This window comes from Streptomyces sp. ACA25, assembly GCF_028200735.1.
Lineage (GTDB): Bacteria > Actinomycetota > Actinomycetes > Streptomycetales > Streptomycetaceae > Streptomyces.
The window spans coordinates 121,602-135,972 of sequence record NZ_JAQKPV010000012.1; the positions used below are offsets into that span (position 1 = coordinate 121,602).

A 14,371-nucleotide genomic window follows, 5' to 3' on the forward strand; every position below is an offset into this window, starting at 1 on the left:
ACCCTCTTCCTAGCCTGCAGCGGAACCGAGCGACACCGTGCGCGGGAGGAGAACACCAGTGACACCGGACATCACCCCCTATCAGCCCTCGATCCCGGAATCCGCCCTGACCGACTTGCGGGAACGGCTGGCCCGGACCCGCTGGCCGGAGGCGGAGACGGTCGGGGACTGGTCCCAGGGAACCCCGCTCGCCTTCGTGCAGGAGCTGTGCGATTACTGGGCGAACGAGTACGACTGGCGGGCCACCGAGGCCCGACTGGCGGCGCTGCCGCAGTTCCGCACCAGTATCGACGGCCTCGGGGTGCACTTCCTCCATGTGCGGTCGTCCAACCCGGACGCGACCCCGTTGCTGATGACGCACGGCTGGCCGAGCACCGTGGTCGAGTTCCTCGACATCATCGAGTTGCTGACCGAACCGGAGGACCCGGCGGACAGCTTCCACGTCGTCTGCCCGTCCCTTCCCGGACACGGTTTCAGCGACCGCCCCGACCGGACGGGATGGTCGGTGGGGCGCATCGCCGACGCCTGGGCCGAGCTGATGGCAGGTCTGGGGTACGACCGCTACCTCGCCCACGGCGGGGACTGGGGCTCGTGGGTCTCGGCGGCGCTGGGCACCAACGACCCCCGGCATGTGGCGGGCGTCCACCTCACGATGCCGTTGGCCCGGCCCCCGGAGCGGCAGGTGGAGCTGGACGAGCGGGACCGGGCCGCGATGGCGCGCATGGCGGGCTTCGGGAAGAACCGGTCGGGTTACGCCGCCATCCAGTCGACCCGGCCGCAGGCACTCGGCTACGGCCTGAACGATTCCCCGGCCGCGCTGCTCGGGTGGATCGCCGACCGGTTCTGGGCCTGGGCCGATCATGACGGCGACCTCACCAAGGCCGTGGGGCGGGACCGGCTGCTGGACATCGTCACCATGTACTGGCTCACCGGCACCGGCACCTCCTCGCTGAGGCTGTTCTGGGAGAGCTTCGACAGTGAGCCGATGCATCCGGTGGAGGTGCCCGTCGGCTGCTCGGTCTTCCCCAAGGATGCCTGGCTGCCCCGGGCGTGGGCCGCGGAACGCTTCACCGACCTGCGCTACTGGAAGGACCTCGACAGCGGCGGGCATTTCGCCGCGCTGGAACGGCCCGAAGTGCTCGCGGCAGAGCTGCGGGTGTTCTCCAGGATGCTGCGATGAGGCCTGTGGACGGCCGTGCACCGCGCTTCGACCGGTCCTGGAGCCCGTCCTGCAAGTCTGACGCACCGCCCGGCAGTGGAGGAACCGCCGGGCGGTTGACCGAGGAAGGAGAAGGACGGGGATGATATCCGTACGGATGCGGACAGCGGCGGCCGTGGCCCTCGTGGGTCTGGTGGGTTCGCTGAGCATGACCACACCGGGCGCGGTGGCGGCCGATTCCGAAGCGGCTGAGGAGGCGGGCCCCTGGGGCCCGGTCGGCGTCTGGACCGGCACGGTGCAGCACGCCGAAGGCTCGGGCCCGGTGACGCTCTCCTTCACGCTGGGCGGGAAGGTGTGCCTGACGTCGGGCGGCGGGGAAGGCGGGGGCGGGGAAGGCGAAGGAACCTGGCACTCGACCGGGGGCAACACCTTCAGCTACCAGGTGGTGGAACGGCTGTTCGCCGAGGACGGGGAGACCGTCGGCTGGGTGCATGTGGACCAGCAGGCACAGCAGCAGGCACACAGCGTGCAGAGCTCCGGCATGTCCGAGGTCTTCGGCGCGGACGGCACTCCCTGGGGGACGGTGGAGGCCACCGTCTCGGTGACACGGACCGGTTGGCTGCCGAACTGCAGCTGACGACGGCGGCGCAGGCGCGAAACGGCGCCGGGGCCGGGGGCTCCAAGCCCCCGCCCCGGCGCCGTCTCGCGCCCGGAGGCACCCGGGCCGGCGGACCGGTCAGGACCACACGGTGAGCACACCGTCGGCCCGCAGTCCGAGGAAGAAGGACAGCGTCACCCTGCGCCCGCCCGTCAGCCGGCCCACCGAGTGGAAGTTGCGCGGGTCGAAGAGGACGGCGTCCCCGAGCCGGGGAGTCAGGGTGACGGTCGGTTCGTCCTCGACCAGCCGGGAACTGTAGCCGTACCCCTCCCGATGGGCCTCGTCCGAGGGCTTCCACCGCCGGCGGGATATGACGGCCTCCCCGCCGCCCTCCGGCACGGTCAGGTGGCAGTTGAACGCCAACTGGGCGACGGGCGTCTCGTCGAGGGCCGTCGGGCACTCACGGGAGATCTCGTCGAAGTGCGTCCGGGCTCCGTTGTTGATCTCACGGATGAGACCGGCGAACAGCGGCCTGCCCTGAGCACGGGCGGGTTCCACCGGACTCCCCCACGCCCGGGACAAGCGGTCCAGCGCGACGGTGAGCGGGTCCGATCCGGCCAGCAGGGTGGACCGCACCCGGGCGTCGTGCTCGGCCTGCTCGAAGTACTCACTGCCCAGCGCGCCGGTCTTGTAGTAGTCGTAGGCAGCCGGGCCGAGCTTCGCCATAGGCGGTGTGAACCGGTAACTCCCCATGGGGTGCTCCTCGATGCCGCGCACCACGCTGTCGCATTCCGCAGGGCTGAAGAAGCCCCTGATGTGCAGCGCGCCGGTGGTGCCCGCGGCGAGCCCGGTCAACTGCGCCCGGGTCGGCTCACTGGTCTCCACCGCGTCGAACAGGGTGTGGACGGTCATCGCTTCGGTGGAGCTGTCGTAGACGTAGCGCCCCTGCTGTGCTGCGGTCTGCATGCGTCATTCCCTTCGTAGGGCTGAGGTGGTGCCGGTGGTTCCGTTGCTGTGGCGCTGCCGCCGGTTTCCGATGGTCACCAGTGCGGGACGTCGAGGAACTCGAGGACCAGGACCGTCCACACGAAGCCGGCCCCCACGCCCATGGCGATCGCCAGATCACCGGGGCGGGGACGGCGCGACTCGACCAGATGATGCAGACCGATGATCTCGTCGCCGGCTCCCATGTGGCCGAAGTCCTGCGCCCAGTCGTACACCGTGCGTGATCTGTCGACGCCCAGGCCGTACTGGTAGAAGGAATACTCCACGACGGATTCCGCGACATTCGGATGAATGAAGAACTGGGCGTCGTCCAATGCGATACCCGCGTCGGCGAGTGCCCTGTCCAGAACTGTCCGGGAGCCTTCCCCGATCTGCTCCCCGACCTGCTCGTAGGAGTTCTCCTCACGCATGAGGAAGGCGTGCTGGCGATTCCCCAGCTCCACCGGCTTGCCGTCGTGGAACGGTGCGTCGGTCCAGGCCGCTCCCCGGTACAGCGGCTCGAGGGCCGGGGCGCTGTAGGAGGCGCTCGACAGGACCCGGGCGAAGCCGGCGCGGGAGGACAGCACCAGGGCCCCGGCCCCGTCCCCGTGCGGCTGCTGCCGGTCCGAGGACCAGCGGTCGAAGTACGGCAGCCGGAACGCGTCACCGGTGGTGACGAGCGCCGCCCCGGCGTCCGGCCGGGCGGCCAGGTGCGAAGCGGCCGTCTCGACCGCGGCCAGACCTCCGTTGGAGCCCTGCCGGATCTCGATCGCGGGGGCGTTTCCGCCGACGGTCTCCGCCTGGACGTAGCTCGCCGGTGTCCACAGTTCCTGCCCCTGGTGGCCGACGTAGGCGTGCAGCACCAGGTCGATGCCACCGCCCTCCAGCCCTGCTCTCCGCACCGCCTCACGCCCCGCCCGGGCGGCCATGACCGGACCGGTCTCGGTGTCGTCGGCGACGCGTACCTGCCGGATGCCGTTGGTCACGCTCTCCCGGCTGTCGTACCGGCCCGCGGCGACGGCCTCCTCGGCCGTCTCCACCTGTGGCGGCAGGTAGGACCCCAGCCCGGCGACGTAAAGATTGTTCCAGCGCACAGCTCTCTCCTCATTCGGCACCGCACGATTCCGTATCCCTTCCATCGTTCCGCCGGGGTCTCAAGCCCGGCTCGAGAAGGCCGTGTCGAGGAGGTCTTTAGCAGTTGTCGAGCAGCGGCGACGACGCTTTGCCCGCCCGAAGAACGCTCGAGCCGGCGCCACCGGAAGGTTGACTGTGAAAACTCTGCTGATAACCCAGGACGACATGCACAGAATTATCCGGGAGGCGGGCAGGTCGGAAATACTGAATCGCATCATCTCCCGGATAACGGAAGGGCTCCGGGACGGATACCGAGAAGGGCTGGCGCTTTCTCCGCTGCGGGACGGTTTCGAACGGCCCTCCCCCGCACCGGGTATCACCGAGTGGATGCCGCACCGGGTGGCCGGAGAGAGCATCACGATCAAGACGGTGTCCTACAGCCCCGGAAACCCGGCGCTCTTCGGCCTGCCGACCATTCTCGGCACCATCACCCGTTTCGACGACACGACCGGACGCCTGGTCGCCGTGGCAGACGGGGTGCTGCCCACCGCCCTGCGGACCGGAGCGGCTTCAGCCGTTGCCAGCCGTGCCCTCGCCGACCCCGGCAGCCGGGTTCTCGGCCTCATCGGTACCGGCGCCCAGGCGGTGACGCAGCTCCACGCCCTCAGCCTGGTGCTGCCCCTCGACACCGTGCTGGCCTGGGACACGGACCCGGCCCACCTGGCGAGCTTCGCCGAGCGGGTGGCGTTCCTCGGCATGGACGTCAGGACGGCCACCCCCGAGGAGATCCGCCGGGACGCCGACGTGATCAGCACCGTGACCTCGGTCGGCGTGGGGCAGGGTCCGGTGCTCCCCGACGGGCCCACCCGCGAGCACCTGCACATCAACGCCGTCGGCTCCGATCTCATCGGCAAGACCGAGCTGCCCAGGAGCCTTCTGCTGCGCGCCCTGGTCTGCCCCGACCACCCGGAGCAGACGCTGCGCGAGGGGGAGAGCCAGCAGCTCACCGCCGCACAACAGGGCCCGGAGCTCCGGCGGCTGTGCGCCGAACCGGAGACGGCCCTGGCGGCCCGCAGCCGGCTGACGGTCTTCGACTCCACCGGCATCGCCTATCTGGACCACCTGGCTCTCGACGTGTTCCTGGAAGCCGCCGCCGAGCTCGGCGCGGGAACCGCCATCGCCCTGGAGCACTACCCCTCCGACGCGCTGGACCCGTACTCGGCCCAGGCCGGGTCGGACATCGAGCTGCGCGAACTCGTCGATGCCCGCTGAGTGCCGCGCCGGAGTCTCCCGGAGGGAGTGATCACGTGAATCCGTTCGACGACCCGGCAGGGGAATTCGGCATCCTCGTCAACGACGAGGGGCAGCACTGTCTGTGGCCGGCCGGCACCACGGTCCCGGCCGGGTGGCGCGCAGTGGTGGCCGGACGCACCCGCGAGGAATGCCTGGACCACATCGAGCAGCACTGGACCGACCTGCGGCCGAGGACACTCGTGCGCGCGGAGGAGAAACCGGGGGACGCTCCGGCTCCGGAAGGGCTCCCCGTCGACCTGTTCGAGGCACAGGTCCGGTGGACACCCGACGTGACGGCCGTCGAGTCGGAGGACCGCACGCTCAGCTACGCCGAGCTCAACACCGAGGCGAACCGGCTCGCGCACCACCTGCTGTCCCGGGGCATCGGCCCGGAGCACACGGTCGCCCTGGTGCTGCCGCGGTCGGCGGAGCTGATCGTCGCGCTGCTCGCCGCACTGAAGGCCGGAGCCGCCTACCTGCCGGTGGACGCCGAGTATCCGGCCGACCGCATCGGCTACCTCCTCGACGACGCCCGGCCGTCGTGTGTCCTCACCACCTCCGCGCTCCTGCGCCGGATGGGCCGGGAGGACGTCGAGGGCGCCCGCACGCTGCTCCTCGACGGCCCGGGGCAGGCGGACCCGGCAGACTGCGCGGAGCACAACCCGGTCGACGACGACCGGCCGGTCGCGCTCCGCGAGGAGCATCCGGCCTACGTGGTGTACACCTCGGGCTCGACCGGCCGGCCCAAGGGCATCGCGATGCCCGGCGGGGGACTCCTGCACCTGCTCGCCTGGCACCGGGCGGCGCTGCCCGGGGGGGTCGGTACGCGCACCGCCCAGTTCACCGCGATCGGCTTCGACTTCTCGGTGCAGGAGATCCTCGGCACGCTGGTGGCCGGCAAGACTCTGGTGGTGCCCAGCGACGACACCCGCCGGGACCCCGGCGAGCTGGTGGACTGGATCGACCGGTGCCGGGTGCAGGAGCTGTACGCGCCCACCGCGGCCATCGAGTCCCTGATGCTGACCGCCCAGGAGAAGGGCAGCGCCCTGCCGTCCCTGACCGACGTGTACCAGGGCGGCGAGGCGCTGCAGGTCGACGGAGGCCTGCGGGACTTCTGCCGTCGCTCCGGTATCCGGCTGCACAACATCTACGGCCCCGCCGAGGTCCATGTGGCCACCGCGTACACGCTTCCCGGGGATCCCTCCCGGTGGCCCGCGACGGCCCCCCTGGGCCCGGTGATCCCCGACGTCCGGCTGTACGTGCTCGACGAGCGGCTCACTCCGGTGGCCCCCGGCGAGCAGGGGGAGCTGTACATCTCCGGGCCCCAGGTCTCCCGGGGTTACCGGGACAGGCCCGCGCTGACCGCCCAGCGCTTCGTCGCCGACATCCAGGGGCCGCCGGGTTCCCGCATGTACCGCACGGGGGACCTGGGCCGGTACAACGCCGACGGGCACGTGGAGTTCCACGGCCGTACCGACGACCAGGTGAAGGTGCGGGGCTTCCGGGTGGAGCCGGGCGAGATCGAGTCGGCGCTGCTGGCGCACCCGGCAGTCAGCCGGGCCGTCGTGGTCGCCCGGCCGGACGGGACCGGCGGGCCGCAGCTCGTGGCGTACGTGATCGGCGGCGTCGACATGGCGGCGGTCCGGCAGCACGCCGTGCGTGTGCTGCCCGGCCATCTGATCCCCGCCGTCTTCGTGCCCGTGCACGATTTCCCCCTGGCCCCGAACGGGAAGGTGGACCGGGCGGCGCTGCCCGCACCGCTGCCGCAGCAGGCCACCGGTTCCCGGCAGCCGCGGACGGACCGGGAGCGCACCCTGTGCGAACTGTTCGCCGAGGCACTGCGGGTGCCGTCCGTCGGACCGGACGACAACTTCTTCGAGCTGGGCGGGCACTCGCTGATGGCGGGCCGGCTCACCGCCCGGATCAGGTCGGTACTGGGCACCCCGGTGTCCGTCCGGCTCCTCTACCGGGCTCCCACGGTGGCGGCTCTCACCGAGACGCTCGGGAAGCAGGCGGCCTGACGGTCCCGCGGACCGTCCGCCCCAAGAACGAACACCCCGCTCACAACATGGAGGTTCCGCGGTGCCGGTGATACCGAACCGAGAGAAGTCACGTCAGGACGAACACACCGGGTTCCGCGCCCGGCCTCCCCGCTGGTCGGTGCCCGGGGACGGCAGCCGGCTGGAGCTGGCCACCCTCGAGGTGCCGGTGGACTACCGGGATCCGCAGGGTGCCCGGCTGACCCTGGCCGTCAGCAGGCTCCGCGCGAAGGACCCGGCGGCACGCCGCGGGGTGCTCGTCGCCGTCCACGGAGGTCCGGGCGGCGACGGCGGCCTGGGCAGACGGCTTCCGGAACAGCTGGCGGACAGCCCGGTCGCGGAAGCCTACGACCTGATCGGGGTCGATCTGCGCGGCACAGGGGACTCCACTCAACTCCACGCGGAGGAGTCACCGACGACGGTGTCCTTCGATTCGCGCCCTTCCGACGAGGACTTCGCGGGCCTGACGGCGGACATGCGGGAGCGCGAGCGGGGCTGCGAGCGGGCCGGCGGCTCCCTGCGCCGGCACATCAGCACCCGCAACTCCGCCCGTGACCTGGACGTCATCCGGGAAGTGCTCGGTGAGGAGAGGATCAGCTACCTCGGTTACGCCTACGGCACGCTGCTCGGTGCCGTGTACGGCACCCTCTTCCCCGGGCGGCTGGACCGCAGCGTGCTGGACTCCTCGGTGCACCCCGGCTGGACCTGGCGTGAGCAGTTCATGTCCCAGGCCGTCGCCACCCGGGAGAACGTCGACAAATGGGCGGAATGGACCGGCGAACGGGACGGCCACTTCGGCCTGGGAACCTCGGCTGCCGCGGTGCTGGCAACGGTCGAGACGGTCGCGGGCGCCGGTGACCACGCGCTGCACACCCGGGTCGACGGGATGATCGGCACGCTCTCGGCAAGCCGTCCCCGCTGGGAGGACCTCGCCCTGACCGTGGGCCGGTTGCGGGCGGCCCTCGCCGAGGGGAACGCCGAGCAGGTGTCCGCGCTGCTCGCGGGCCAGTCGACCTGGCGTCCGGGCAAGGCCGCGGGGGGCTTCCGGGAGGCGGTCCTGGAAGCGGTGACCTGCGAGACCGACTGGCCGACGGACCTGGAGACCTACTACCGCGACATGCGGGCCTTCCGCGAGCACTATCCCTACGGTTACGGTGTGCTCCGCGCACAGCCGTGGGTCGGGACCTTCCGGTCCTTCAGCCCGCCGGAGCCGCCCACCGTCCTGGAACGGGCCGGATATCCGCCGGGCATCGTCGTGCAGGCGGACGGCGATCCCCTCGATCACCACAGCGGTGCCACCGCCATGGCCGAACGGCTGGGCCACAGCCTGATCATGGTGGACGACTCGGGCGAGCACGAAATCTACCGCCGCTGCGGCAACACCGCGGTCGACGCGCACGTCGACCGGTACCTCCTCGAAGGGGTGCTTCCGCCCCCCAGGGTGCACTGCCCCGGCCCGCCCCGGCCGGCCGTCGCTCCCGACCCACGAGGTGCCTGACCGGTACTCCAGGGAAATTCGAGCGGCCACGGGCACACTCGCAAGGGCATACAGGTCCAATGGGACAAGGAGAACTTCATGACCGGTCAGCCAGTGCCGCACACGGCACGCGAAATCCGTCTTGCTTCACATATCACCGGTGAGCTCACTGAGAAGAACTTCGATCTGGTGGAGGCGGAGGTTGCCGGGCCCGGCCCCGACGAGGTGGTCGTCCGGAACGAGTACCTGCAGGTATCCGCTGTGATGCAGGACCTCATGAAGCCGGACCCCGATCTGCCGATGCCGCCCTACACACCCGGACAGCGCCTGTGGGGTTCAGCGGTGGGCACGGTGGTCAGCTCCAACAGCCCCGATCTTTCCGTCGGTGACACGGTGGCACATGCTGACGGCTGGGGCGAGTACTCCGTCGCGGCGGCCTCCGAGTTCGGGAAGCTCCCCGACGGACTGTTCCCGGACCCCAAGCACTTCCTGACCCAGGGGCCGACGGCCTACCACGGGATGGTGGACATCGCCGAGGTGACCGAGGGAGACGTGGTGTACGTCTCCGGGGCAGCCGGAGGGGTGGGGTCCCTGGCGGGGCAGATCGCCAAGTGCCGCGGGGCCAAACTGGTGATCGGCAGCGCGGGCAGCCCGGCCAAGGTCGACTATCTGGTGCAGGAGCTCGGTTACGACGCCGCGTTCGACTACCACGACGGGCCGGTCCTGGACCAGCTCCGCAAGCTCGCCCCCGACGGGATCGACGTCTTCTTCGACACTGTCGGCGGCGAGCAGTTCGAGGCCGCGGTGCAGGCTGCCGCCCAGGGCGCCCGGTTCGCGCTCTGCGGAGCGCTGGCCGGCCAGGTCGGCGACGGACTGGGGGGCCACCCCCGGCTGGACATCATGACGGCCATCGTCCGGCAGATCGTCATCCGGCCCTTCGCCACGTACCACACGCCCGAGCAGATCCAGGCGTGGACCGAGCACTTCTGCCAGTGGCTGGGCGAGGGGCGATTCGTCTTCCCGCACACCGTGGTCGAGGGCGGCATCTCCGAGGCACCGGGTGCCCTGAAGTCGCTGCTCGAAGGCAAGTACACCGGAAATGTGCTGGTCAAGCTCGGCGGCTGAGCCCCCGACCAGTCGCCACCACCTGTGGGCCGGCCCGAGCGGGCCGGCCCACAGGTGCTGTCCGGGACGACAGCCCGGGCAGCCGCTACGGCAAGCGGGACTCGAGCGGCGTCCGAGGCACCCGTCCCACCGTTGACCCACACGCGAACGAGAGGTCGGCAGATGGCGCAGACAACAGCGCGAGAACTTCAGCTCTACGACACGACTCTGCGCGATGGCATGCAGCAGGAGGGCATGGTGCCGACGGTGGACGACAAGCTCGTCATCGCCCGCCAACTGGACGCCTTCGGGGTGGGTTTCATCGAGGCGGGCTGGCCGGGAGCGCTTCCGAAGGACACCGAGTTCTTCCGCCGGGCACGCACCGAACTCGCTTTGGCCACCGCACAGCTGGTGGCCTTCGGCGCGACCAGGCGAGCGGGCGGACTGGTGTCCACCGATCCGCAGGTCCGTGCCCTGCTCATGGCGGAGACGCCGGTGGTGACCCTGGTCGCCAAGAGCGACAGCCGCCATGTGGAGCTGGCGCTGCGGACCACGCTCGCCGAGAACCTCCGGATGATCAGCTCGACGGTGCGGTTCCTGACCAGATCCGGCCGACGGGTGTTCGTGGACGCGGAGCACTACTTCGACGGATTCCTCCGCAACCGCGAATACGCCCTGGAGGTGGTGCGGACCGCGGCCGAGGCCGGCGCCGAGGCGGTGGTGCTGTGCGACACCAACGGCGGCTCACTGCCCGACGAGATCGGCCCGACCGTGGCCGAAACGCTGCTGAGCACCGGCACCCGGCTCGGTATCCACTGTCACAACGACTCCGGCTGCGCGGTGGCGAACACGCTGGCCGCCGTGGACGCCGGCGCCGACCACGTGCAGGGGACCGCCCACGGGTACGGCGAACGGTGCGGCAACGCCGACCTGTTCACCGTCACGGCCAACCTGGTGCTCAAACGGGGTCTGGATGTCCTGCCGCCCGGCCGGCTGGCCACCATGGCCGGTGTCGGAGAAGCCATCAGCGCGGTGACCACCGTGTCCGGCCGGCCGGCCGCGCCGTACATCGGTGCCTCCGCCTTCACGCACAAGGCGGGTCTGCACGCCTCCGCACTGCGCGTGGACCCCGATCTGTACCAGCACACCGATCCCTCCGGGGTGGGCAACGCGATGCGCACTCTGGTCTCCGACATGGGCGGACGCTCCTCCGTGCAGCTGAAGGCCGTCGAGCTCGGATATGACCTGAGCGCCGGCTCCGAGCCGGTCGGGAGAGCTGCCGCCCGGGTCAAGGAACTCGAGTCCCGCGGCTACAGCTTCGAATCCGCCGACGCCTCCTTCGAGCTGCTGCTGCGCGAGGAGCTCGCCGACGGCAGACTCGATCCGGTCATCGAGGTGCACTCCTGGTTCGCGGGCACCGGCCAGGGGCCGGAGGACAGCCCGCGCTCCGAGGCGACAGTGCAACTGCTGGCCGACGGAGAGCCGGTGGAGGCCCGGGCCGACGCGGCGGAGCCCGTCGCCGCCCTCGATCGGGTGCTGCACACCGCACTCGACCCGCACTTCCCCGAGCTGCGGACTCTCGTCCTCCTCAAGCACCGGGTCCGGGTGCTGGACAGCACCGGGACCGCCCGCGCACTCCTGTCCTTTCACGACGGGCGGCGGCAGTGGGGAACGGTCGGTGTCGGTACGGACACCGTGGCCGCGGCCTGGGCGGCGCTGCTGGACGCCTGCCGCTACCTCGTGCTGAGCCGCCGAGACACCTCCGACCGCGCCCCCGTACCGGCGGCCGTCGGCTGACGCCCCTACTGAGCTGGAGTGGCTGTGCGACTGGACGACATCTACATCCGAGGGACCGCGACACGGCTGCCCTCCGTGCTCCACGTGGCCGACGCGGTCACCGCCGGCGAGTGCCCGGCCGCCATCGCGTCGGCCACCGGAACCCTCTCGGTGTCCTACTCACCCGATGAGTCGGCGGCCGAGATGGGTGCTGCAGCGGCCCGGACGGCGCTGCGGCGGGCGGAATCGGGCCCCGCGGACATCGATCTGATCCTGCACGCCGACACCTACCACCAGGGTCAGGACCTCTGGCCCGTCGCCTCCTACATCCAGCGGGAGACCGCCGGCAACAGCTGTCCGGCGCTGGAGATCCGGCAGATGTCCAACGGGGGGACAGCCGCCCTGGACCTGGCGAGCGCCTACCTCATGGCCGACCCCAACCGCTGCGACGCGCTGCTCACCACCGCGGACCGGTTCTGCCCGCCGGGCATCGACCGCTGGCGCACCGACCCCGGCACCCCCTATGCCGACGGAGGCACCGCCCTGGTGCTCTCCCGCCGCGGCGGCTACGCCCGGCTGCTGTCCCTGGAGGTGCTCGCGGACTCCGACCTGGAGCCGCTGCACCGTGGTGACGAGCCCTTCGGGACAGCACCGTTCAGCAACCGGATACCGGTGGACTTCGAGGCCGCCAAGCGGGCCTTCATCGGGGAGGTCGGCATTTCCTACGCGATCGCCCGCGCTCACTCCGGACAGCAGACCGTCATCAAACGGGCAATGGCCGGGGCGGACATGGAGCTGTCCGACGCCGCCTGGGTCCTCCTGCCGCACTTCGGACGCCGGCGCCTCAAGTCGATCTACTACGAGCCGTTCGGCATCGACCCGGCCCGCACCGTCTGGGGGTGGAGCCGCACGGTCGGTCACCTCGGTGCCGGTGACCAGTTCGCCGGCCTGGACCACCTGGTGGTCTCGGGACAGGCCGCCCCCGGTGACCGGGTGGTGCTCGTCAGCGTCGGCGCCGGTTACACCTGGGGCTGCGCCGTGCTGGAAGTCCTGGACAGGCCGCACTGGGCCGCTTCACCCGACCGGGCCGGGCATGACCCGGCCCCCGTACCAACCCCCGACGCCCCAGGGCGCTGACCGAAGGAGAGGATCATTGTGGTGCCGAGCGCTGCGACTGTCACCGACCACCGAGCGGCCGGAGCCGTTCACGTCATGGAGCACGTGATCACCGTCGCGGCCCCGCCGGAGGCGGTGTACGCCCTGGTGGCCGACGTCTCGGGCTGGCCGCAGGTCTTCGGGCCGACCGTGCACGTCGAGCTGCCGGAGGACGACAACGGCGAACAGCTGCTGACCCTGTGGGCCTTCGCCAACGGTGAGGTCCGTACCTGGAGCTCACGCCGGACGCTGGACGCGGCGGCCGGCCGGATCACCTTCCGGCAGGTCGTGTCCGCCTCGCCCGTTGCCTCGATGGGCGGGGAGTGGCGGGTCGAGCCGCACGCCGACGGCGGCAGCCGGGTGGTGCTGCTGCACGACTTCCGCGCGGTGGACGACGATCCCGACGCGGTGCGGCTGATCGAGCAGGCAGTGGACCGGAACAGCCGTGCCGAGCTCGACGCGCTGAAGCACGTGGCGGAACTGGGCGAGGAGCGCGCCAGCCTGTGCTTCACGTTCAGCGACACCGAGCATGTCGAAGGCAGCGCCGAGGACGTGTTCGCGTTTCTGGACCGGGCGGATCTCTGGCCGGAGCGGCTTCCGCACGTCGCGCGGCTGGTCCTCACCGAGAAGGAGCCGGGCCTTCAGCACCTCGACATGGACACCCGCGGAGCCGACGGTTCCCTGCACAACACCAAGTCGGTCCGGATCTGCTTCCCCGACCGTCACACCCTCGTCTACAAGCAGCTGCACATGCCGGTGGCGCTCAGTGGCCACACCGGTCGCTGGGTCATCGCTCCCGACCCCGCGGACCCGCAGAACAGGCTGGTCGTCACCTCCTGGCACACCGTCACCCTCGACCCGGAAGGTGTCCGGCACGCTCTCGGGCCGGCCGCCACCCTGGACGAGGCCCGTACGCTCGTCCGGAAGGCCCTGGGGGGCAACAGCTCCCGCACCCTGCGGCAGGCGAAGGAATACGCGGAATCCCTCCGCAGTTGAACGCCGGTACAGCGCCCGGCACAGAGTCCGTACCGACCATTCCCCTTCCGCTGGAGGCAGCCGACATGCCGAGCAGCGGCCGTGACCTCAGCCGGCCCCTGACCGTCGTCAACCGATTCACGGTCAAGGGTGACACCAGACGCTTCGAACGGCAGTTCCGCCCGCACTGCGATTACCTGAGACAGCAGCGCGGATTCAATTTCCTGGTGACCGGCCAGTTGATCGACCGGCCGAACGTCTACATGCACTTCAGTCACTGGGTCACCCATCAGGCGTTCCTGCGGGTGGTGCACCATGACGCCTTCCTGAGCCACGTTCAGGGGCTCAGTCCCATCGTGGAGGTGGAGGCGGACCAGGCGGTGAGCCTGGGGCGGCTGCTGGTGGACGAGGCCCGGCAGGGCGCGGAGAACGTCGTGTTCATCCAGGCTCTGGTGGACGAGGGCCGTCCACTGACGGATTTCGAATGGCAGTTCCACGAGCTGTTCGGCCACTGCGCCGCCGGCGAGGGGTTCGGTGGCGGAGACGTGATGCGCTCCACCCTGGCTCCACAGAAATACCTGGCCGTGTGCTGGTGGCGGGACGGCGAGTCGTGCCAACGGGCCATGGCGGAGCCCGGGTTCCTGCAGCGGGTCGGGCAGCTGAAGTCGGTGGCCCGGATCAGCACGGAGCGGCTGCGGCACCTGACCTACGCGCCGGGTGTGTCCCGCTGAACTGTC

Annotated in this window: 12 protein-coding genes; 10 read left to right on the forward strand and 2 right to left on the reverse strand. The window is 70.7% G+C overall.

All coding sequences use genetic code 11. From position 1 onward, the window contains the following. Positions 1-58: 58 nt before the first annotated feature. Positions 59-1,180, forward strand: a complete 1,122-nt coding sequence (locus PJ985_RS18515; RefSeq protein ID WP_271684935.1) for an epoxide hydrolase family protein — start codon at positions 59-61, stop codon at positions 1,178-1,180. Positions 1,181-1,301: 121 nt separating this feature from the next. After that, entirely contained in the window at positions 1,302-1,796 is a 495-nt protein-coding gene (locus PJ985_RS18520) for a hypothetical protein (RefSeq protein WP_271684937.1), read from the forward strand. Between the two features lie 99 nt (positions 1,797-1,895). Here the strand turns inward: PJ985_RS18520 and PJ985_RS18525 are convergent, their stop codons facing one another. Beyond that, entirely contained in the window at positions 1,896-2,723 is an 828-nt protein-coding gene (locus PJ985_RS18525) for a 2OG-Fe(II)-dependent halogenase WelO5 family protein (RefSeq protein ID WP_271684938.1), read from the reverse strand. Positions 2,724-2,797: 74 nt separating this feature from the next. Next, positions 2,798-3,835, reverse strand: a complete 1,038-nt coding sequence (locus PJ985_RS18530) for a ketoacyl-ACP synthase III family protein (RefSeq protein WP_271684939.1) — start codon at positions 3,833-3,835, stop codon at positions 2,798-2,800. A 175-nt stretch (positions 3,836-4,010) separates the two neighbouring features. On the opposite strand from PJ985_RS18530, the gene PJ985_RS18535 reads away from it, so the two are divergent. From PJ985_RS18535 to PJ985_RS18570, 8 genes are all read left to right on the forward strand, one after another. Further along, positions 4,011-5,087 (forward strand): ornithine cyclodeaminase family protein, encoded by a 1,077-nt coding sequence (locus tag PJ985_RS18535; RefSeq protein ID WP_271684940.1) that lies wholly within the window; start codon positions 4,011-4,013, stop codon positions 5,085-5,087. A gap of 35 nt (positions 5,088-5,122) precedes the next feature. Then, the gene (locus PJ985_RS18540; RefSeq protein WP_271684941.1) at positions 5,123-7,129 is read left to right on the forward strand and encodes an amino acid adenylation domain-containing protein; all 2,007 of its coding nucleotides are present in this window, start codon (positions 5,123-5,125) and stop codon (positions 7,127-7,129) included. A gap of 61 nt (positions 7,130-7,190) precedes the next feature. Next, positions 7,191-8,645, forward strand: coding sequence for an alpha/beta fold hydrolase (locus PJ985_RS18545; RefSeq protein WP_271684942.1), 1,455 nt, complete (start codon positions 7,191-7,193; stop codon positions 8,643-8,645). A gap of 78 nt (positions 8,646-8,723) precedes the next feature. Next, positions 8,724-9,749, forward strand: coding sequence for an MDR family NADP-dependent oxidoreductase (locus PJ985_RS18550; protein ID WP_271684943.1), 1,026 nt, complete (start codon positions 8,724-8,726; stop codon positions 9,747-9,749). 162 nt (positions 9,750-9,911) lie between these two features. Further along, positions 9,912-11,525 (forward strand): citramalate synthase, encoded by a 1,614-nt coding sequence (gene cimA / locus PJ985_RS18555; protein ID WP_271684944.1) that lies wholly within the window; start codon positions 9,912-9,914, stop codon positions 11,523-11,525. A gap of 24 nt (positions 11,526-11,549) precedes the next feature. After that, positions 11,550-12,641, forward strand: coding sequence for a ketoacyl-ACP synthase III family protein (locus PJ985_RS18560; protein WP_271684998.1), 1,092 nt, complete (start codon positions 11,550-11,552; stop codon positions 12,639-12,641). Between the two features lie 75 nt (positions 12,642-12,716). Next, on the forward strand, positions 12,717-13,655 hold the full coding sequence (locus tag PJ985_RS18565; RefSeq protein ID WP_271684946.1) for an aromatase/cyclase: 939 nt from the start codon (positions 12,717-12,719) through the stop codon (positions 13,653-13,655). A gap of 65 nt (positions 13,656-13,720) precedes the next feature. Then, positions 13,721-14,365, forward strand: a complete 645-nt coding sequence (locus tag PJ985_RS18570) for an antibiotic biosynthesis monooxygenase family protein (RefSeq protein WP_271684947.1) — start codon at positions 13,721-13,723, stop codon at positions 14,363-14,365. Positions 14,366-14,371: the final 6 nt, after the last annotated feature.

Excerpts from the sequence above, each read along its gene's own strand:
- cimA (WP_271684944.1), top strand. The coding sequence starts at position 9,912 with ATGGCGCAGACAACAGCGCGAGAACTTCAGCTCTACGACACGACTCTG.
- PJ985_RS18565 (WP_271684946.1), top strand. The coding sequence starts at position 12,717 with ATGGAGCACGTGATCACCGTCGCGGCCCCGCCGGAGGCGGTGTACGCC.
- PJ985_RS18520 (WP_271684937.1), top strand. The coding sequence starts at position 1,302 with ATGATATCCGTACGGATGCGGACAGCGGCGGCCGTGGCCCTCGTGGGT.
- PJ985_RS18550 (WP_271684943.1), top strand. The coding sequence starts at position 8,724 with ATGACCGGTCAGCCAGTGCCGCACACGGCACGCGAAATCCGTCTTGCT.
- PJ985_RS18570 (WP_271684947.1), top strand. The coding sequence starts at position 13,721 with ATGCCGAGCAGCGGCCGTGACCTCAGCCGGCCCCTGACCGTCGTCAAC.
- PJ985_RS18525 (WP_271684938.1), bottom strand. The coding sequence starts at position 2,723 with ATGCAGACCGCAGCACAGCAGGGGCGCTACGTCTACGACAGCTCCACC.